This window comes from Oceanobacillus alkalisoli (genome assembly GCF_021556485.1).
Classification (GTDB): domain Bacteria; phylum Bacillota; class Bacilli; order Bacillales; family Amphibacillaceae; genus Oceanobacillus; species Oceanobacillus alkalisoli.
Genome location: NZ_JAKGBW010000002.1, coordinates 60,687 through 80,320 on the forward strand (window position 1 = coordinate 60,687; position 19,634 = coordinate 80,320).

Sequence of the window (19,634 nt, forward strand, 5' to 3'; positions counted from 1 at the left end):
ATCCCAATATGGCCTTTCCTGGTAGCAGTCCAGACACCTCGAGACTCCTGCGGGAGGCCGGCGTTGGTCACGTCCAGTGACCAACGCCGGCATTAGAACTTCCTGTTCGGAGGTAAACCTGGCGAGACCCCGCAGCGCGTTAGCGCGAGGAGGCTTTCCGGCCGCTCAGCAGGTGCGAGAGGTGTCTGGACTGCGGACCTCCAGTAGAAGTTTCAGGGTCAGCCACACTTACGCTGTATGAAAGTAATTCTAAGGTTAGGTGAATTGCTTTTAGATACTGCGTTTTTAGTGTATCATTTAAAATAAAAGATTATGTAGGGAGAGATAAGAATGACAAAGGAAATGAATGTGGAAAGTTTTAATCTTGACCATACGAAGGTAAAGGCACCATATATTCGACTAGCAGGTGTAACGGAAGGCCAAAAAGGCGACAAAGTATATAAATACGATATCCGGTTTAAACAACCGAATAAAGAACATATGGAGATGCCGGGCCTTCATTCCCTGGAACATCTTATGGCGGAAAATATCCGAAACCATGAGCCGAACGTGCTTGACTTAAGCCCGATGGGATGTCAAACCGGTTTTTATTTATCCATCATTAATGACACAACAGAAGAAATAGTAATGGATGTTATGGAGAAAACATTGAAAGATGTCTTAGCAGCCGACGAAGTACCAGCATGCAATGAAGTCCAATGCGGCTGGGCAGCAAGCCACAGTCTAGAAGGCGCAAAAGATATCGCTGAAAAAATGCTGGAAAAACGAAACGAATGGCACGAAGTATTTTAAGGTAGGACAGGGGAGGAGAGAAATCCCTCTCTCCAGTCTTAAAAGGAGGAACATGAAATGAGTGAAAAAGTCATTCAATATTTAAAAGAAAATAGGGAAGCTTTACTCAAGAAGCTGAATGAATTTTTATCAATCCCAAGTGTAAGCACAGACTCTACATACAAACAAGATGTGGAAAAAGCAGCAGATTTCCTTACTGATTACTTAGAAGAGTTATCCTTTGAAAAGATTACAAAACAGCAAACTCCTGGACATCCCTTAGTCTATGCCGAATATAACGGAGCAGGACCAGATGCGCCGACTGTTTTATTTTATGGACACTATGATGTCCAGCCGGCAGATCCGCTTGAACAGTGGGAAAGCGATCCATTTAAACCGGAAATTCGTGACGGCCGTCTTTATGCCCGTGGGTCAAGCGATGATAAAGGACAAGTATTCATGCATCTTGCGGTTTTTGAAGCTTATTTAAAAACGAAAGCGGCAATACCGGTAAACATTAAAGTCTGTATTGAAGGAGAAGAGGAGATCGGCAGTGAGAATCTTTATGAAGTCCTTCAAGAACAAAAGGAAAAATTTCAAGCTGATTTTGCCGTTATCTCAGATTCCGGAATGGTTGCAAAAAATCAACCAACAATTCTTTATGGTTTAAAAGGGTTCACAGGGATTGAAATCACAGTAACAGGGCCAGATCATGATTTGCATTCCGGGATGTACGGAGGAGCGGTGCGGAACCCAATCATGGCACTTAGTCATATACTAGCATCAATGAAGGATGAAAATGAAGTAATTACAGTAAATGGTTTTTATGATGATGTCGAACCAATGACGCAAGAAGAGCGGGAACTAATTAAAAAAGCGCCTGGTGAAGACTTTGTAGTATCAACAGGAATCCCTGAAACGGTTTCTGAAAAAGGGTATACACCTGAGGAGCATACAATGGGGCGTCCGACATTTGAAGTGAATGGAATGTATGGTGGTTATCAAGGTGAGGGAACAAAGACAATCATACCTTCGTCTGCTACCGCTAAAATTACGTGCCGTCTTGTTCCAGGGCAAGATCCTGAGAAGATTCAAAAATTACTAGAGGACCACGTGTATAAACATGCTCCAAGTGGGGTAACGGTAGAAGTGAAGAAAGAGAAACTCTCATCGAAAGCATATAAAGTTGCACCAGATCACCCGCTTATTCAAAAAGCTGCTGAAAGTTACACGGCAGCGTTCGGGAAAGAAACCGTGTACGTCCGTATGGGCGGCTCGATTCCAGTTGTAGAATGGATAGATGCGATCTATGATATGCCGATTGTTCTACTTGGGTTTGGAACACCGGAGGATCGTCTGCATTCACCGAATGAAAGCTTCCCGCTCGACAGTTTTGATAAAGGGATGGAAACCCTTGTTTATTATTGGGAGAAAGTGAAAGATAACGAATGATTTGTCTTGATAAGGGGGAATGAAGTTTGGCGAAACTTGCTGTAATAACAGGGGTCTCAAGAGGACTCGGGGCATCGCTTGCAAAGTTTTTATTGGAATCGGGAATGGATGTTATTGGTATCTCCCGAACGGAAAATAAACATTTAACGACGGCTGCTAAGGAAAATAATCAGTTTTATCGGCATGTGGCTTGTGATTTAGCCGATATTCCACAGCTGGAAGAAGCAGTGGAAATCATCCACGAAGAAATCAAAGAGAAAAATGCCGAAAAAGAAATTGAAACGATTTTTCTATTGAATAATGCTGGAGTTGTTCATCCGATTGATCAGTCGCAGCATATAAAGACTGAAGCACTCGTTTCTCATGTAACAATCAACTCGATTGCTCCAATGGTACTTACCAATCAATTTTTGAAAAAGCATGAGGAACATCAAATTCCACTCGTTATTGCTAATGTAAGTTCCGGAGCCGCAGAGAGTCCAATTTACGGTTGGAGTGCTTACTGTTCCACAAAGGCAAGTCTGAATATGTATACGAAAACCGTCGCCCTCGAGCAAGAAGAACTAAAGACGGATAATCGAATCATTGCATTCAGTCCAGGAGTCATGGATACAGATATGCAAACAGAAATCCGTTCATCAACAAAAGATCAGTTCGTCGAAATAGATAAGTTTAAAGATTATAAAGTGAACAATTCATTAAGGCAGACCGATCTTGTCGCCGGTGTCCTTATTGACATTATTACAGATGAAGATGTGAAAAACGGAAAGATTTATTATATTAGTGACTATATCTGAAGCAAGAGTCTGAAAAAGTTTTAGTCATCCGCCCTCCCATATTTTATAGGCATGCATACATTATTGTAGTCTAGAATATAGGGAGGGAATGCTATGAGCAAACAAGGAAGACCAGAAATAGGTGGAAAATTCGCTTCAGGAGGGTTCGCACTGCTTGTCGTACTATTTATCCTGCTAATCATCATTGGAACAGCATACAGTGGACCTAGCTACGGTGGTGGAGGATATTATTGCTGCTAAAGAGCAATCAAACGAAATTTCGTAAATGAAATAAAACAAGCCGCATCTTATCTGTTACTCGGATGAATGCGGCTTTTGTATGGAATTAGCAGGTTATTGCCCAAAGGTTGCGTCTTAACTGAAAGATCATTAAAATTATGGTAGACTGGAGAATGGAAATTAACTTTGTTCATTCGAACTTTAAAATAAAGCAACAGTTCATGAAGATAGGTAAATTGGAAAGGTAGGCTAAAAATGATAACTAGAAAAAGTGCTCGTGAAATCGACCAGATGCAAGCGGCAGCAGATTTGCTTGTACAATGTCACAAGGAAATAGCGAAAATGATTAAACCGGGAATTACTACAATGGAGATAGATGCTTTTGCGGAGGAGTTTATGAGAAGACATGGAGCAACTCCAGAGCAAAAGGGATATAATGGTTATCCATATGCAACTTGTGCGTCCCTTAATGATGAAATCTGCCATGGCTTCCCGCGGGAAGAGCAATTACAGGATGGCGACATCGTAACGATTGATATGGTTGTCAACTTAAACGGTGGGCTTGCAGATTCGGCTTGGACATATGCAGTCGGGAACGTGGATGAAGCGGGACTTCGTTTAATGGATGTAACGAAGAAATCCCTCTACAAAGGAATTGAACAAGCTCAAGTTGGAAATCGGATCGGTGATATCGGACATGCTATCCAGACGTATGCAGAAGGTGAAGGTTTCTCCGTTGTCCGCGACTTTACAGGACACGGTATCGGGCCGACAATCCATGAAGACCCGAACGTTCCTCATTTCGGATTACCGAATAAAGGTTTACGTCTGAAAGAAGGAATGGTCATTACAATTGAACCAATGATTAACGAAGGTGCTTGGGAAAGTAAAATGGATTCCAATAATTGGACGGCTCGCACTGTTGACAAAAGTCGTTCTGCCCAATACGAACATCAAATCGTCATTACAAAAGATGGTCCGCTTATTTTAACGGATCAAGATAAAGCATAATGAAGCATATGAAAAGAGACTGGCCTTAATGGAAATGAGGCAGTCTCTTTTTCATTAATAGTGTTCTCTTCTGCAAACTTTGCGTCTATTGATTCTTTACGCCTTTTTTTTCATAAAATGGTTCCAGATGGATGTGAGCATGGGTGACACCGTGCTTTCTTGCTAAATACTTCTCAATTCTTTCCGTAATTTTATGGCTATGTTCAACGGTTAGATGAGCATCTACAAGAATTGTCAATTCAAGCAGTGCTTGACTGCCATGAATTCTTCCTTTTACGTCCACAACTCTCTCTACTTCCGAGACATTTGTAATCGTCTTTTTAATCATTTCTAATTCTTCTTCATCAAATGCATCTGTTAATGTTAGTGTTGCATCTTTAAATATGTCAAAAGCCGTTTTACAAATGATTAGTCCTACAAGTGTTCCAGTGAGCGGATCTAACCAGTAGATACCGAACTGTGCGCCGATAATCCCAATAAACGCTCCGATACTAACAAGGGCATCTGACCGATTATCCTGGGCGACAGCAAATAATGCCTGACTGTGCAATCGTCTTGATAAACGCAAGTTATAAAAGAAAACGATGAGCATGACAGCCGCTGAACCTAATGCCGTCCAAGCAGTTAGCATGCTTGGCTCTTCCATTTCAAAGGTTATAAATTTCCTTGCAGTGTCATAAATTACTTGAATCCCAATAAACATCATAATAAATGCTGCAAAGAGAGAAGCGACCGTCTCTGCACGATAATGTCCATAACGGTGGTTATCATCAGGCGGTTTTTGGGAAATACGTAAACCAACAAGGACCGCAACCGAAGCAATGACGTCTGTCGTATTATTTAATCCGTCTGCTCGTAAGGCAAGCGAGTTACCGAAGTTGGCAATCCATAATTTAATAATGGCGAGCGTAAGATATGTGATGATGCTTATCCAAGCACCTTTTTCGGCAAGTTTTAAGTTATCTGCATGATTCATGAAGTTGTCCTCCAATTTGTCTCGTTTCAATAGTTTACCAAACGGGATTCGTGTGGGTCTAGAGAAAAAGAAACGCATCAAGCTATCACTATTGGTTGGTGGGAAGGAAGTTTCACTTAGTAAACAAAACAAATCTGTTGCTTTTATTCGGAAAATTTAGGATAATAAAAGAAAGGGTAAAGGGGGCAATTCCAATGAAAAAAGAAAAAGTATATCTGCAATTTTTCAGATACAGTGGAAAGCCAGTCCAAGCTAAAAAAGAAATTCCTTATGAGATCCGTTTGCAAGCCAGATTAAATTTGGATGCAATATGCTTTAATTACAATCGTGCCAAATTGGAAGACGCAATAAACAAGGCACTCGAAACGGACGATATAAAAACATTTAAAAACTTAAGTGAAGAATATAAACAATATATTTGGGAGTAATACCGTAAGCGTTTGAGGACCTACAAACTAAAAGGAGCGTGAAGTTTGGCAGTCCCTGCGCTCTGAAGCTAGCTGCAAGCAAAAAGTTTACAATCATTGACTTTACGTTAAATGGTTGTAAATTTTTTGCTGAATGAAGCCTGATTCGTAAAATCTTTGCTATGCTTGTGGCTAAAGGGGGGCTATTAGGTGGAAAATAAAAAGAAATTACAAAGAAGCTGGATGATGTACGATTTTGGTAACTCTGCATTTGCAACAACCATTATGGCAGCAGTGCTTCCTGTCTATTATTCTAATGTAGCTGCAAGCGGGCTTGAAGAAGGACTTGCAACAAGCTATTGGGGCTATTCCCAGTCTATTTCTGTTCTATTTGTAGCTGTTCTCGCACCGATATTAGGGGCGATTAGTGATTTTTCTGCAGCGAAAAAGAAATTTCTGCAATTTTTTGCTTTTATGGGGATTATCGCTAGTATCCTACTAGCATTCGTAGGAGAAGGCGATTATATACTTGCATCTATCTTATTTATTGTCGGTTCAATTGGATTTTCCGGTGGTAACATATTCTATGATGGATTCCTTCCTGAAGTCGCAGAGAAAGAGGAAATGGATCGGGTATCTTCTGGGGGCTTTGCTTATGGATATATCGGAGGGGGCGTTCTCCTTACGATAAATATTTTAATGATATTGAATCCGCATTGGTTTGGTTTAAAAGATACGGTGATTGCAACCCAGTTATCTTTCGCTTCGGTCGGTATTTGGTGGTTATTATTTTCTATTCCATTATTCAAGAATATTAAAGAAGAGAAAAAGGTTATCGTAGAAAAAGATAAATCGTATATTGCCATTGGATTTTCCCGGGTAGGGGATACGTTCAAGCAAATTAAACAGTATAAGCAAGTCTTAATTTTTTTGCTTGCCTTTTGGTTATATAATGATGGAATTTCTACGATTATGCGAATGGCGACAATTTATGGCGCTGAAATTGGCATTGCAGGGAACGATTTGATTGTCGCTTTATTAATTACGCAATTTGTCGGTATTCCCTTTACTTTTTTCTTCGGTTGGCTCGCCTCAAAGATTACGGCTAAGCGTGCTTTATATATTACGCTCGTTACGTACATGGTGATTACTGTCCTTGGCTACTTTATGACTTCAGCATTTCACTTCTATGCGTTAGCAATCGCTGTTGGAATGGTGCAAGGCGGTGCACAGTCCCTTAGTAGATCCATCTTTGGCCGGATGATCCCGCAAAATAAACATGCAGAATTCTTTGGTTTTTACGGGATCTCCTCCAAATTCGCTGCTATTTTCGGACCGTTCTTGTTTGCTTTTATCGGGCAAATTACAGGCAATAGCCGCTATGGCATTCTCTCGCTCATATTCTTCTTTATCGCAGGGATTATATTATTGCGATTTGTCGATGTCGATAAAGGCATTCAAGAGGCCCAGCAGCAAACAGGACTGGAAGGCAAAGTTGAAGTAAAACCTAAATGACATACCCTAATCAAAACTTGCACTTTCATACAGCGTAAGTAATTTGCGCATTCTCTTGAAATACTCTCTAATCACCGTTCAGTTGCCCGGTGGCCGGATACGCATCCTTGGGCACTGCCGGAGCTTCTCGGGCTACCCGCCCTGCGGGGTCTCCAGGCTCGTGCTGTTCCCGCAGGAGTCACCGTCCACCGGGCAACTGAACTGGTAGAGATGATTATTATTAATAGCATTTATTCCAGTGCCATTTTACGATAAAATTATATCTTTGGAATAATAAACCGTGATCTCAATAGGGCCTTTCCTAGGAGCAGTCCAGACACCTCGAGACTCCTGCGGGAGGATAGGCCTGGCGAGACCCCACAGCGCGTTAGCGCGAAGAGGCTTGCCGGCCGCTCAGCAGGTGCGAGAGGTGTCTGGACTGCGGACCTCCAGTAGAAAGTTTCAGGGTAAGGCACACTTACGCTGTATGAAAGTGATATGTGATTCTTCCAAAGTTATACAAATCAAACAGACTGGGACTCAAGGGTCCCAGTCTGTTTTGGTTCTACACAATTGGTTCGCTATATTTATTTTCCAACCCGAGTTCAAGGGGTTTCCCCGTATCATATGAAATATTTCCAATTAAACCTTTTAGTTTTTCCATGGAATAGGAAGCACCCTTTTCCCAGTAGTTTAATACTTCCGTTATAATATCGATACCCTCCACACGGCTTTCATTATACAGTTCAATAAAACTTTTATTAGATGGTTCATTCGTTGCAGGGTGGAACCATGTCGTATGGTTTAAATTTAAATAATCGACATCATCATGAATTGGTTGGTGGGAATATGCGGAGATTAAATTTCCAAGTATTTTATTTTTAATGCCAGATGGGTCTGACAGAATTTTTAGAGCAAGCAGCATGTCTCGGTATGCTTTTTGAATATAGGTATCGTCAGTCCTACTTAAATTTGGGTAATGTTCATTGATGAGTGTTGCCAACAGCCTCGTAATCCGTGCATCAAAATTTCTTCCAATGTCAATTTCTTTATAGACAGGATTTTTCCATGTTTTTAAATTATGGTATTTATCCATCATCAATGTATCAATTTGAATTTCTAGACGTTGGTGGTCATTACCTTCGTAACCTGCCCGGTAATGGATATAAGGGTGCGTATTGCGGTCAAGTACATGATGGGTGACAAAGCCGATAACAAAAGCTTTTACCTCATTGCTATTATTTTTCGCGGCTTCAATCATATCGAGGAGGAATATTCCACACTGACTCGTATGCAAGGATGCGCCGACTTGATGAACCGGTTCATTCTTCACCCACGGCCAAAAGTTATAATAGAAAAAAGGATCTGGTCCTTGAGCGCCTAACCTCATATAATTCTCAATCTGCTGTGAGAATGGGTGTACATTTCCAACTGTATCCACAACCTCTTCACAAAAGAGAATATGCGTCCATATATTTGGCATCGTGATTTCCTCCTTTTTAAAAATAATCATTTTCTTTTAATGAATTTCATAATACGTATTTAATGCTTCACCATCACCATATGTAGTTGAGTTGGTTCGTTCCCAACTACATATGGTGATGGAATAGCCGACTTTGGTAATTATGAAATTCATTCTCTTTGTATATTATATAGGAAAATCTCGTTTTTTTACGCTTGTGGTAGTACAATTTTGTGTCATATAGGATGAAAGCGTGAACGATTAGTAAAGAAGTGTAGTTTCCTGAAGAAATTTGATACAATATAGGTGGTATCATCATAATACAGGGAGGAACTCGAATTGGATTATCGTTTGGAGAAAGATACAATAGGGGAAATTAAAGTTCCGGCAGATAAATTCTGGGGAGCGCAAACACAAAGAAGTAAACAGAACTTTCCAATTGGTACAGAAAAGATGCCAAAAGAAATTATTCAAGCTTTTGCTGTATTGAAAAAGAGTGCAGCTAAAGTAAATAGTGCGCTCGGACTGCTCGATGCAAAGAAAGCGGATGCGATTGAGCATGCTGCAGATGAAGTGCTTGCAGGCCGGGTTGATGAACACTTTCCATTAGTCGTTTGGCAAACTGGAAGCGGTACCCAATCGAATATGAACGTAAATGAGGTGCTTAGTTATGTCGGTAATAAATGGCTAGAAGAAGAGGGAAGCGAATTACGACTTCACCCAAATGATGACGTTAACAAATCCCAAAGCTCCAATGATACATACCCAACAGCGATGCATATCGCCTTTGTTTTAAAGCTTGAGGATCATGTATTACCGGCTGTCGATGTACTGAAGAAGACATTAAAAGAAAAAGCAGATGCATTTACTGATATTGTAAAAATTGGGCGAACGCATTTACAGGATGCAACACCACTGACACTCGGGCAGGAAATTAGTGGTTGGCATCGAATGCTTGAAAAAGTAGAAAGTATGATTAAGAACAGTATCCCAGAATTAAAAGAATTGGCACTAGGTGGAACAGCAGTAGGTACTGGACTGAATGCGCATCCGGAATTTGCCGAACGGGTTGCAAAACAAATAAGCGACTACACAGGGAAAGATTTCGTAACTGCTAAAAATAAATTCCATTCTTTAACAAGCTATGATGAAACCGTATTTGCTCATGGTGCTTTAAAAGCGCTTGCAGCGGATATGATGAAAATTGCAAATGATGTGCGCTGGCTCGCAAGCGGTCCGCGTTCGGGTCTTGGTGAAATTACGATTCCATCAAATGAACCGGGAAGCTCAATTATGCCAGGTAAAGTGAATCCGACCCAAAGTGAAGCAGTAACAATGGTCGCTGCTCAAGTAATGGGGAATGATGCAGCGGTAGGTTTTGCTGCAAGCCAAGGAAACTTTGAACTTAATGTTTATAAACCGGTAATCGCTTATAACTTCTTACAATCGGCGGGGTTGCTCTCGGACAGTATTGTATCATTCAATGATCGTTGTGCTATTGGCATTGAGCCAAATCATGAAGTGATTAATAAGCATTTAAATGAGTCGTTGATGCTCGTTACGGCATTAAACCCGCACATTGGCTATGAAAACGCAGCGAAAATAGCAAAGACTGCTTTTGAAGAGAATGCAACATTGAAAGAAACAGCAGTTAAATTAGGATTATTGACGGAAGAAGAATTCGATAAATATGTTGTTCCGGAAGAAATGACTTATCCGAAATAACCTTATGCTTATCAAACGACCCTGCTTCACGGGATGAAGCAGGGTCGTTTTTTTGGTTTACAGCGAACTGGAATCATAGCTACATTTTACCAGTGAATTTTTGTCATAAGATTAGTTGTTTTAGCTGACAATAGGATTACAGAAGGAGGTGAAAGTCCGATGGCTAACAACAACTCAAACCAATTAGTAGTTCCTGGTGTACAACAAGCACTTGATCAAATGAAATATGAAATTGCTCAAGAGTTTGGTGTTAATCTAGGAGCAGACACAACTTCTCGTGCTAACGGTTCCGTTGGTGGAGAAATTACAAAACGTCTTGTTCGTACTGCACAGCAACAGCTTAATAGTGGCGGACAATAACAAAAGTAAGTAAATAGTGGGCAGGGAGCGATTGCCTGCCCACATCTATTTTATAATACTTTACATATCCAACATCGCACACTGAAATAACGAAGTCATCCTTTGAAAACCGTTGACTATGAGGGCTTGGTAAGGTTAAATTGCCTTGATTTTTTAGGTGAAAAAATTTAGATTGCATAATAAAAATTTAATTAGTTTAATGAATTTCATAATACGTATTTAATGCTTCACCATCACCATATGTAGTTGGGTTGATTCGTTCCCAACTACATATGGTGATGGAAAAGCCGAATTTGGTAATTATGAAATTCATTCAGTTCATAGTATACATTCCCTTTTTCATTTGATATAGTAGGGCTTAACTTACTATATGGGAGGCAAGATGATGTCTAATATTTATGATTATGCCTATAGCTTAGAAAAAGCAATACGAGAAAGTACTGAATTTCAAAGTTTAAAATCAGCATATGAAGCTGTAATGAATGATCCAGAATCCAAGCAAATGTTTGAAAGTTTCCGGGATACCCAGTTGAACTTACAAGAGAAGCAAATGCAAGGCTTGGATATTACCGAAGAAGAAGTGGAAAAAGCCCGTAATGTAGTAGAGCTTGTTCAAGATAACCCAACAATTGCTAAATTAATGGAAGAAGAACAGCGTTTAAATGTTATTATCGGCGATATCAGCTCGATTATTACCAAACCATTAGAAGAAGTTTATGGATTTAACCAAGACGAGCATTAAAAATTTGTATGGAGGAAAACTCACAGACTGATATCTGTGAGTTTTTTTGATGTGGAAAATTATACTAGCATTGATCTTGGGATGCTGCTTTGTACGTCGTGAACCGGGTGCATGCGCATTGGTTTTCTTTAACGATGGAAAAGAATGAGTTTTGCTTCCGGGCTGACGCAGCGGTGAGTATGTTCGGAATAACCATGTTCCGCAAGTTTTTCTTCACCGATTCTCTTTGCCCGTTCGTCATTCTCAGCTATAAATGATTCATCGAGTAATTTTTCCCCGTCTGGGTTGAACACGGTCAGAAAGTATTCTCTCATATGTTATGCTCCTCTCTGTTTCTTGCTTTCATTATAATTCATTACTCGAAATTATGCGAAAATAATTACGTTCATAAAATAACCGAAACCATTACCTAAAGAAAGCCGTAGTATAGCAGAGAAAGGGGATAAGAGAATGACTTTAATTATCGATCATGTTACGAAACGATTTGGTGAATTTACTGCAGTCAACCAATTAAATTTAACAATACCGAAAGAAGAAGTGTTTGGATTTCTCGGTGGAAATGGTGCCGGCAAAACAACGACGTTCCGGATGTTACTCGGATTATTGGATAAAACGGAAGGAGAAATAACGTGGAACGGGGAAACGATTGATTATAATACAAGCAATTTGATTGGTTATTTACCAGAAGAACGCGGACTTTATCCAAAGTTAACCGTGAAAAATCAAATTACATACTTAGCAAAACTTCGTGGTATGGAGAAAAAAGAAATATTGCCAGAACTTGAAAAATGGCTCGATCGTTTTAAAGTACCCGAATATATGAATAAGAAAATTGAAGAACTTTCGAAAGGAAACCAACAGAAGATTCAATTCATTTCAGCGGTTATCCACCAACCGGAATTGCTTGTTTTAGATGAACCGTTTTCCGGGCTGGACCCCATTAACGTAGAGATGCTGAAAGAGGCTGTACTTGATTTAAAAGATCAGGGAACAACAATTGTATTTTCGTCGCATCAGATGTCCCATGTAGAAGAGCTATGTCAATATCTTTGTATTTTACAAAAAGGGAGGCCGGTCGTGCAAGGGGCGTTGCGTGAGATTAAACGGTCATTTGGTAAGAAAAATTTACGGATTAATGCCGATTTCTCACTTGAATTTTTAGCGGAATTTCCAGGAGTTGTGAAATATCGTCGAGTAAATGATGGATGTGACTTACAGATTTTAAATGAAGATGTATCCCAAGATATATTTCGGGAATTGCAGGGCAAAGGATTCATTCGTAAATTCGAGTTGGAAGAACCTTCTTTAAATGACATCTTTATTGAAAAGGTAGGTGCATCTTATGAATAAGTTTTGGATTATTTTTAGCCATACGTATCTGGAAAAAGTGAAATCAAAAACCTTTCTTATTACGACAGCTCTCCTATTATTAACTGTTGCCGCTGCAGCTAACTTCCAGACGATTGCTGGGTTCTTTTCCGGTGAGGATGAAGAGAGGGATAAAATTGCAATCATTGATAACTCGGACCTTTTATTTGGACCATATAAACAAAGCGTAGAGTCTGCGAATGATTCATTGGAGCTGATTCCATTCACAGATTTGGAGGAAGCTGGAAAAACAGCAGTTCAAGAAGAGAAATACGCTGCTCTCGTTGTTATGGATATGGATGCTGATGCTTTACCGGAAGCGACGTACTTTGCGAATAATATTACGGATTCCTCGACTCAAGCGGATCTCGAGGAGCAGCTTCAATATATGAAAGTTGCGATGTCGATTGAGCAAGCTGGATTTGATGAACAGGCGGTGCAGGAGATTTATGCGCCGGTGAACTTTGAAACGGTTGCCCTTGATGAGGATGCGAAAACATTGGAAGAAATGTTCCAGGCGCAGGGAATTATCTATGTCATGCTTTTCTTCATGTATATGGTAGTTATATTATACGGACAAATGATTGCTCAAGATGTTGCGAATGAGAAATCGTCACGGGTGATGGAGATTTTAATTTCAAGTGCGTCACCAGTAACCCATATGTTTGCCAAAATATTCGGAGTAGCGTTAGTCGGCTTAACGCAGATCCTGTTACTGGTCGGTGTTGGCTACGCACTCATTAGCAGCAGGAAGGAAGAATTAGTCGGAAGTTTCCTTGATACGGTTGGTTTAGTTGATATTCCGGTTGACTTAGTTATCTATGCCATTATTTTCTTTCTGCTTGGTTACACTTTATATGCAACTTTGGCGGCGATGCTCGGTTCACTTGTAAGCCGCTCAGAAGATGTAGGGCAATTGCTCATGCCGATGATTATTTTGATTGTTATTGCTTTTCTCGTTGCTATGTACGGGTTAGGTGCACCAGAATCAAGGATTGTAACCATTTCTTCTTTTATTCCATTCTTTACGCCAATGGTCATGATTTTACGAATTGGGATGCTTAACTTGCCACTCTGGGAAATCGGATTATCGATTGCGATTTTAATTGTTTCAATTATCATCCTTGGCTTGATTGGAGCAAGAGTATACAAAGGCGGCGTACTTATGTACGGAAGAACAGGCTCTCTCAAAGATTTCACAAAAGCAATCCGCCTATCAAAAAAAGAAAAATAATTCCAAACTGGGACATGGGGTCAGAGCCTGTGTCCATGTCCCACTAACAGAACGTGCATTCTTATTCCGGCTCTGTTAAAATGGATGTATGATGAGGGACGGAGGCGGAGTAATGGATCGTGAAGTGACGTTTATCCATGCGGCTGATTTGCATCTTGATAGTCCATTTAAAGGTTTAATGGATATGCCAGCCGATTTATTTGAAGAAATAAAGTGGAGCACCTTCCAAGCGCTCGAGGAGCTTGTTCGGGCTGCGATTGACAAAGAGATAGATTTTGTTCTCATTACCGGTGACCTTTTTGATAATGAAAAGCAAAGTCTGAAAGCGCAAATCCGGTTGAAAAAAGCTTTTGAACAACTGAAAGATCAAGGAATTGCTGTATTTTTAAGTTATGGCAACCATGACTTTTTAAAAGGAAACATCCACCAAGTGACCTATCCGGATAATGTACATATTTTTCCGGATGAACAGGTGCGTGACCTAGATTTTTATAAAAACGGAGAGCTATTGGCTAAAATTTATGGCTTCAGTTATGAAAATCGCGCAGTTATTGAAAATAAGACAAGTGAATATATCATAGAAGACACCAAAGTACCATTCCATATCGCAATGCTGCACGGAAGCATTAAGGGAAATGAAGAACATGATACTTATGCACCTTTTCGGCTTTCCGAACTAACGGAGAAGGATTTCAAGTATTGGGCGCTTGGTCATATTCATAAGCGCGCTGTATTGCAAAAAAATCCATATATTGTCTATCCAGGAAATATCCAAGGAAGGCATCGGAAAGAAACAGGAGAGAAGGGATGTTACCTCGTCCGTTTAACGGAGATGGAAACGACGCTTGATTTTATCCCATTAAATAGAATAGAATTTTATCCCTTGAAGATTGATGTATCGGAATGTGTTGCAGCTTATCAGCTTGAAGCGATTATCATGGACAGCTTAAAAAGTCTCAAGGTAACGAGGCCACAACTTCTAGACCTTACGCTTCAAGCGAACGATACATCGCTCAGAAACTGGCAAGCGAACGGACAATTAGAAGATGTACTGGATATAATAAATGAATCCATCTCGCAAGAACAGCTTTGGCGTTATATATTCCATGTACAATTGGATATAAAAGAAAGACTTGAACCGAGTGAGACGAGCTTTGGAGAACATTTTATCGATGAGCTCAAGCGAAGTTTTGCGGAAAATTCCGGAATAGATTACGTAGAACAACTTTATCAGCACCGCCAAGCTCGAAAGTATTTGGATCTACCTTCTCAAGAAGAAGTATCTGGTTGGAAACAAGAAGCCGAGGCAAGGCTGTTTGATCAATTACTGGGAGGAGGAAGGCGATGAGATTCATTCGTGCTAAGCTATTCGGTTTTGGAAAGTGGGTCGATAAGGAATTTGATTTTAATGCAAGTCCACTCTTTATTTACGGTGAAAATGAGTCGGGCAAATCAACACTTCATCAATTTATTCTCTTCATGCTATTTGGAATGCAGCCGAAAGAGCGGAAATTTTATCAACCGAAGACGAGCAGCAAGCTAGGTGGTCATTTGGTAATGGAAGTTCCAGAAGTCGGTGTCTTTACGATTGAACGCTTTGGTGATTTGCATAATGGGAAAGCAGTGTGCCACGCTGCCTCAGGCGAGACTTATGACGAGGCTTGGTTAACAGAACGGTTGAAAGGGATGAACCTGTCCACCTATGAAGCGATATTTTCCTTTTCGGCACTTGACTTGAACGCAATTAAGCAAATGCAGGAAGAAAATCTTGGTGACGTATTACTTAGTATCGGACTGACCGGCTCCAGTAATATTTATCAGATTGAAAAGCAATTGGATAGTCGTCTCGGTGAGTTGTTTAAGCCATACGGGAAAAATCCGGAAATCAACAAGCAACTGCAAGTTGTCCAGCAGCTAGGGGAGAACCTAGCTGCTGTTCAAAAGGAAGAATCTACCTATCGTAGAAAAGTTCTCGAATCTCATGAATTAGAGGAAACGTTAGATAAACTTAAGCAGCGGCAAGTTAATCTGACAAATGAAATGCGATCGGTCACAAAGAAACGTACGGCGTTACCTGTTCTTAAAGAATATCAGCAATTAAAAAGGAAACAAGCGCAATATGAAGCAACCTTCGAATTTCCTGCAAATGGTATCGAGCGACTTGAAAAATTGCACGATGCAATGCGACCACTTGAAAGTGAGCTTGCTGTACTGGAAAGTAATGAAGAAAATTACCGTTATAATGCTTCCCAACTAGAAGAAAAGCGCTTGCCGGAATCAACGCTTGAATTATTAAGGGAAAAACAGCGGAATAAAAGCGTGTACACTGAACTTAAAAATACAAAAGAAAACTTGCAAGAGAAAGAAGCAGAAATCACGAAAGAAATTACGAACGGGCTTACCGACTTACAATTAAAGCTTGCTGATACCGAACTTCAAGAGTTAACCTTGCCCTTCTATATTGAAGAAACATGGAAACAGATCAAAGAAGATAAGGAAAAGCTGGAACAGGAAAGCGTCAGTCTTGAAACGGAGAAAAATGGATTATTGGAAGAAGAAAACTATTTGCAAGCTAAATTGCGTGAGATAAAGTCCAAGTTTTTACCGGAAAGAGAAGTAGCCGAGCTGCGGCGAAGACTAGAAGAAGGTAAAGAACAGGAACAACTGGAACGTTTGTATGAAGCAAATATGAAACAGCAACAATTTTATACGAAAGAGAAGAGGCAAAAAAGCAAACGGGTGAAACAATTTTTCCTCATTGGAATCATCTTTTCTATTCTTTCGACATTTCTTGCGTTTAGCATGGACATGTCCTATCTTTATGGTGTTGCTCTGCTTCTAATTCTGTTTGCGGCGGGACAATATCTATTTCATAAACAACATATCAAAGCGATGGAAAAACTTATTCAATCCCCACCAGTACTTAAGCAGAGAGAAAAATTGTCAGACGAGGAAATGTACCGCTTGGAAAAACAGCTTGAAGCAGAAGATGAAAAACGGCGGGAATGGAAAGCTTTACAAGCAGATATTCAACAACAACAAATTAGTATCCTGAAATGGGAAGAAAAAGAGCGTATTTATTTAGAAAAAAAGAGACGCCTCCATGACCAAACGGGGGAACAACTTGTGTTATATCCATTTCTTGAACCGATTAATAGCAGTTATTGGCCGGATTATTTTAATCGGATCAAAGAATTACTCCGTCAACACGAAGAAAGGGAGCGCTTGATAAAAGAAGTGAAGGAAAAACGTATGGATGAGGAGCAAATGGAACAAGAAACGGTTAAATTTCTTCATAACTTCGGTAAAACTTCGATTCAATCACTAGCTGATGGGTTTCTATTCATTGAGCAAACAATAGAAAAAGAAACAGAACTAGAACATCGACTCAGGCAAATTGGTGAATTAATCGAGCATGTCCAGGAACAGAAACAGGATATGCTCAAGCGAATCGCCTTGCATCAACAGAAAATAACGAAACTTTTACAAAAGGGTCAAGCAGCAACCGAAGAAGAATTTTACGACCGAGCAAATTATCTTACGGAAAAAAAGGAGCTTGAAGCAGCTCTGGAAGCGAATGAGCACAAGTTGGACACAATCTTCCCTTCACGTTCTTGGGAGAGAATCGTCGAAGAAGAGCTCGATCCATTTAGTTTGGAAGAGCGTGAACAAGAGTTAGAACTCCAAGTTTCAACAGTGGATGCCGAAATCGACCATACTCAACAAAAGCTTACCGAAATAAATCTGGATTTAAAGCGACTTGAAGGCTCGGATGCTTATTCTTCCAAGTTGCATCAATTTGAAATGGAGAAGGAAAAATTACGTCAGCTTGCGAAAGAATGGTCGATTATCAATATGCAGAAAGAAATTTTAACGGAGACGAAGCAACGTTATCAGGAAAAGTATCTAGCGAGAGTAGTGGAAGAAACAGCTGCTATTTTACATACCATCACAGATGGACGCTATACGAACGTTTTTGCACCAAGAGGGAAAGAGACCTTTCAAGTTATGTCAGCGGAGGGAATACGTTTTAATGTAAATGAACTCTCTCAAGGAACAATGAACCAGCTATATGTTGCCTTGCGTTTTGCTGTTAGTAAGATAATGACAGAGAAACATCAGCTGCCTTTTATTTTAGATGATGCATTCGTTCATTTTGACGAATTGCGTGTCAAAAGAATACTTGATGTCCTAAACGAAATTGCGCAGGGGCAACAGGTCATCATGTTTACTTGTAAATCCGACGTGCGTATGGCTTGTGAAAAAGAGAAACTTCCAATTATGTACGTCTAAACTTATGTTTGTGGAGGGACGAAGATGAATGAGCAACAAGACTATTTCTACGGGGTGATTCCGGTTGAAGTACAAATGACGCCGGAAAGGAAAGAGCAGATACTTGAGCAATATCCGGCTCCTGCTTTACCTGATGAGGGGGCGACATTTGAAATCGACCAGGAAGAAAAAGGGAACAGCGTTTCTTTACGGCTCCTTTTAAATGAAGTGAAAGTACAGACGACGAAGACAAACAACCAATTTTTAAAAATGACATTCAGCAATAATGCAGGGAATATCAATGCAAAGATGTGGGATAATCAAGGTGCTGTTGAGAAAAATCTACCGCTGCTCGAAGCGCATTCTATATTTGATGTGGACGCGGTCGTTGATGAGTTCCGCGGTTTTAAATCACTTACGGTTAAACGGCTTGAGCCTTGTGAGGGTGAAATTGACCCATTTTCCTATTTGCCTTATACGAAACAAAGTATAGAAGATTACACGATTGAGATTTTCTCCTATATCGATGAGCTGTCTAGTCCGTATCGCGAATTTTCCTTAGCTGTCATCGATCAGTTCTGGCAGGAATTTTCCATTAGTCCTGCTGCAAAAGGGTTTCACCATAATTATCTAGGTGGCCTGTTGAAGCATACGGTTGGTCTCATGCGCTTTGCACGTTATATTCTGAAACAGGAAGAAAATTCGTTTCAGGCAGTGATGAAATTAATTCAAATCGTGGAAAAAGCTTATAAACAAGAGCTATGGGCAAACTATGAGGCTACGGATAAATGGGTGCGACCGGTTTGGCAAGATGCAATTGATCATCTCTATCAAATGCTAGCTGGGATGATGGAACATAAAGAAGAAGTTCCAAATTATAATGCACTGCTTACTAGTATTCTTTTACATGATATCGGGAAAATGCTGGAATATGATTTCGCCGGTAAAAAATATGATGCATTCAGCTTCCTTTATCCTACAGCTGACAAAAGCAGTTTACAAAGTAGAAAACAGACAGGAATTACAATGGATGAACTCGGTTTGATGGTTGGTCATATTCCATATGGTACACTCATCCTTACGAAAATGGTGGAACAAACAGGAACGCCTTTTACAATAGAAGACATCCACCTCCTGTCCCATTGCATTCTCTGTCACCATGGTTTGCCGGAATGGGGAGCAAGTGTCAAACCGCAGACAATAGAGGGCTATCTGATTCATATCGTAGACTACTTGGATAGTAGATATGAGAATACCGAAACAGTGAAATAGTAATCCCTTTTCTTGTTTTAAGAGGAATGTTTCCCCTCTGTTATTCATATTGTTAGATAGAGACATTTGGAC

The 19,634-nt window shown here is 40.2% G+C and carries 18 protein-coding genes; 15 read left to right on the forward strand and 3 right to left on the reverse strand.

Annotated elements, in window-relative coordinates:
* Positions 1-330 precede the first annotated feature (330 nt).
* The 5 genes from LZD48_RS02465 to map all read left to right on the forward strand — a co-directional run bounded on the left by LZD48_RS02465 (position 331) and on the right by map (position 4,250).
* Complete coding sequence (locus LZD48_RS02465) at positions 331-792, forward strand: S-ribosylhomocysteine lyase (RefSeq protein WP_235761151.1); 462 nt, start codon at positions 331-333, stop codon at positions 790-792.
* Between the two features lie 57 nt (positions 793-849).
* Positions 850-2,223, forward strand: a complete 1,374-nt coding sequence (locus LZD48_RS02470) for a dipeptidase (RefSeq protein ID WP_235761152.1) — start codon at positions 850-852, stop codon at positions 2,221-2,223.
* 26 nt (positions 2,224-2,249) lie between these two features.
* Positions 2,250-3,020, forward strand: coding sequence for a (S)-benzoin forming benzil reductase (locus LZD48_RS02475; RefSeq protein WP_235761153.1), 771 nt, complete (start codon positions 2,250-2,252; stop codon positions 3,018-3,020).
* Positions 3,021-3,113: 93 nt separating this feature from the next.
* Entirely contained in the window at positions 3,114-3,260 is a 147-nt protein-coding gene (locus LZD48_RS02480) for a YjcZ family sporulation protein (RefSeq protein ID WP_235761154.1), read from the forward strand.
* Positions 3,261-3,494: 234 nt separating this feature from the next.
* On the forward strand, positions 3,495-4,250 hold the full coding sequence (gene map, locus LZD48_RS02485; protein ID WP_235761155.1) for a type I methionyl aminopeptidase: 756 nt from the start codon (positions 3,495-3,497) through the stop codon (positions 4,248-4,250).
* Between the two features lie 85 nt (positions 4,251-4,335).
* Here the strand turns inward: map and LZD48_RS02490 are convergent, their stop codons facing one another.
* Entirely contained in the window at positions 4,336-5,226 is an 891-nt protein-coding gene (locus LZD48_RS02490) for a cation diffusion facilitator family transporter (RefSeq protein ID WP_235761156.1), read from the reverse strand.
* A 194-nt stretch (positions 5,227-5,420) separates the two neighbouring features.
* On the opposite strand from LZD48_RS02490, the gene LZD48_RS02495 reads away from it, so the two are divergent.
* Both LZD48_RS02495 and LZD48_RS02500 read left to right on the forward strand, forming a co-directional pair.
* The gene (locus LZD48_RS02495) at positions 5,421-5,654 is read left to right on the forward strand and encodes an IDEAL domain-containing protein (RefSeq protein ID WP_235761157.1); all 234 of its coding nucleotides are present in this window, start codon (positions 5,421-5,423) and stop codon (positions 5,652-5,654) included.
* 222 nt (positions 5,655-5,876) lie between these two features.
* Positions 5,877-7,148 (forward strand): MFS transporter, encoded by a 1,272-nt coding sequence (locus LZD48_RS02500; RefSeq protein ID WP_255770483.1) that lies wholly within the window; start codon positions 5,877-5,879, stop codon positions 7,146-7,148.
* Positions 7,149-7,692: 544 nt separating this feature from the next.
* On the opposite strand, the gene LZD48_RS02505 is transcribed toward LZD48_RS02500, so the two are convergent.
* Entirely contained in the window at positions 7,693-8,610 is a 918-nt protein-coding gene (locus LZD48_RS02505; protein WP_235761159.1) for a zinc dependent phospholipase C family protein, read from the reverse strand.
* A 318-nt stretch (positions 8,611-8,928) separates the two neighbouring features.
* Here LZD48_RS02505 and fumC point away from each other — a divergent pair, with 318 nt between their 5' ends.
* The 3 genes from fumC to LZD48_RS02520 all read left to right on the forward strand — a co-directional run bounded on the left by fumC (position 8,929) and on the right by LZD48_RS02520 (position 11,416).
* Positions 8,929-10,314: a class II fumarate hydratase gene (fumC, locus tag LZD48_RS02510; protein ID WP_235761160.1), complete on the forward strand. Its 1,386-nt coding sequence runs from the start codon at positions 8,929-8,931 to the stop codon at positions 10,312-10,314.
* A 159-nt stretch (positions 10,315-10,473) separates the two neighbouring features.
* Positions 10,474-10,674, forward strand: coding sequence for an alpha/beta-type small acid-soluble spore protein (locus LZD48_RS02515; protein WP_235761161.1), 201 nt, complete (start codon positions 10,474-10,476; stop codon positions 10,672-10,674).
* 385 nt (positions 10,675-11,059) lie between these two features.
* The gene (locus LZD48_RS02520; protein WP_235761162.1) at positions 11,060-11,416 is read left to right on the forward strand and encodes a YlbF/YmcA family competence regulator; all 357 of its coding nucleotides are present in this window, start codon (positions 11,060-11,062) and stop codon (positions 11,414-11,416) included.
* Positions 11,417-11,544: 128 nt separating this feature from the next.
* On the opposite strand, the gene LZD48_RS02525 is transcribed toward LZD48_RS02520, so the two are convergent.
* Positions 11,545-11,730: a YhzD family protein gene (locus LZD48_RS02525; RefSeq protein WP_235761163.1), complete on the reverse strand. Its 186-nt coding sequence runs from the start codon at positions 11,728-11,730 to the stop codon at positions 11,545-11,547.
* 136 nt (positions 11,731-11,866) lie between these two features.
* On the opposite strand from LZD48_RS02525, the gene LZD48_RS02530 reads away from it, so the two are divergent.
* From LZD48_RS02530 to LZD48_RS02550, 5 genes are all read left to right on the forward strand, one after another.
* The gene (locus tag LZD48_RS02530) at positions 11,867-12,766 is read left to right on the forward strand and encodes an ABC transporter ATP-binding protein (protein ID WP_235761164.1); all 900 of its coding nucleotides are present in this window, start codon (positions 11,867-11,869) and stop codon (positions 12,764-12,766) included.
* Complete coding sequence (locus tag LZD48_RS02535; RefSeq protein ID WP_235761165.1) at positions 12,759-14,018, forward strand: ABC transporter permease; 1,260 nt, start codon at positions 12,759-12,761, stop codon at positions 14,016-14,018. Before LZD48_RS02530 ends, LZD48_RS02535 begins: the two co-directional genes overlap by 8 nt.
* A 112-nt stretch (positions 14,019-14,130) precedes the next feature.
* On the forward strand, positions 14,131-15,366 hold the full coding sequence (locus tag LZD48_RS02540; RefSeq protein ID WP_235761166.1) for a metallophosphoesterase family protein: 1,236 nt from the start codon (positions 14,131-14,133) through the stop codon (positions 15,364-15,366).
* Positions 15,363-18,311, forward strand: coding sequence for an ATP-binding protein (locus LZD48_RS02545; RefSeq protein WP_235761167.1), 2,949 nt, complete (start codon positions 15,363-15,365; stop codon positions 18,309-18,311). The genes LZD48_RS02540 and LZD48_RS02545 overlap by 4 nt, the downstream gene beginning before the upstream one ends.
* Before the next feature lie 24 nt (positions 18,312-18,335).
* Positions 18,336-19,562, forward strand: coding sequence for an HD domain-containing protein (locus tag LZD48_RS02550; RefSeq protein ID WP_235761168.1), 1,227 nt, complete (start codon positions 18,336-18,338; stop codon positions 19,560-19,562).
* The last annotated feature ends 72 nt before the right edge of the window (positions 19,563-19,634 follow it).

Excerpts from the sequence above, each read along its gene's own strand:
- LZD48_RS02480 (WP_235761154.1), top strand. The coding sequence starts at position 3,114 with ATGAGCAAACAAGGAAGACCAGAAATAGGTGGAAAATTCGCTTCAGGA.
- LZD48_RS02500 (WP_255770483.1), top strand. The coding sequence starts at position 5,877 with ATGATGTACGATTTTGGTAACTCTGCATTTGCAACAACCATTATGGCA.
- LZD48_RS02540 (WP_235761166.1), top strand. The coding sequence starts at position 14,131 with ATGGATCGTGAAGTGACGTTTATCCATGCGGCTGATTTGCATCTTGAT.
- LZD48_RS02525 (WP_235761163.1), bottom strand. The coding sequence starts at position 11,730 with ATGAGAGAATACTTTCTGACCGTGTTCAACCCAGACGGGGAAAAATTA.
- LZD48_RS02505 (WP_235761159.1), bottom strand. The coding sequence starts at position 8,610 with ATGCCAAATATATGGACGCATATTCTCTTTTGTGAAGAGGTTGTGGAT.
- map (WP_235761155.1), top strand. The coding sequence starts at position 3,495 with ATGATAACTAGAAAAAGTGCTCGTGAAATCGACCAGATGCAAGCGGCA.
- LZD48_RS02515 (WP_235761161.1), top strand. The coding sequence starts at position 10,474 with ATGGCTAACAACAACTCAAACCAATTAGTAGTTCCTGGTGTACAACAA.
- LZD48_RS02545 (WP_235761167.1), top strand. The coding sequence starts at position 15,363 with ATGAGATTCATTCGTGCTAAGCTATTCGGTTTTGGAAAGTGGGTCGAT.
- LZD48_RS02520 (WP_235761162.1), top strand. The coding sequence starts at position 11,060 with ATGTCTAATATTTATGATTATGCCTATAGCTTAGAAAAAGCAATACGA.
- LZD48_RS02530 (WP_235761164.1), top strand. The coding sequence starts at position 11,867 with ATGACTTTAATTATCGATCATGTTACGAAACGATTTGGTGAATTTACT.
- LZD48_RS02470 (WP_235761152.1), top strand. The coding sequence starts at position 850 with ATGAGTGAAAAAGTCATTCAATATTTAAAAGAAAATAGGGAAGCTTTA.
- LZD48_RS02550 (WP_235761168.1), top strand. The coding sequence starts at position 18,336 with ATGAATGAGCAACAAGACTATTTCTACGGGGTGATTCCGGTTGAAGTA.
- LZD48_RS02535 (WP_235761165.1), top strand. The coding sequence starts at position 12,759 with ATGAATAAGTTTTGGATTATTTTTAGCCATACGTATCTGGAAAAAGTG.
- LZD48_RS02495 (WP_235761157.1), top strand. The coding sequence starts at position 5,421 with ATGAAAAAAGAAAAAGTATATCTGCAATTTTTCAGATACAGTGGAAAG.
- LZD48_RS02490 (WP_235761156.1), bottom strand. The coding sequence starts at position 5,226 with ATGAATCATGCAGATAACTTAAAACTTGCCGAAAAAGGTGCTTGGATA.
- LZD48_RS02465 (WP_235761151.1), top strand. The coding sequence starts at position 331 with ATGACAAAGGAAATGAATGTGGAAAGTTTTAATCTTGACCATACGAAG.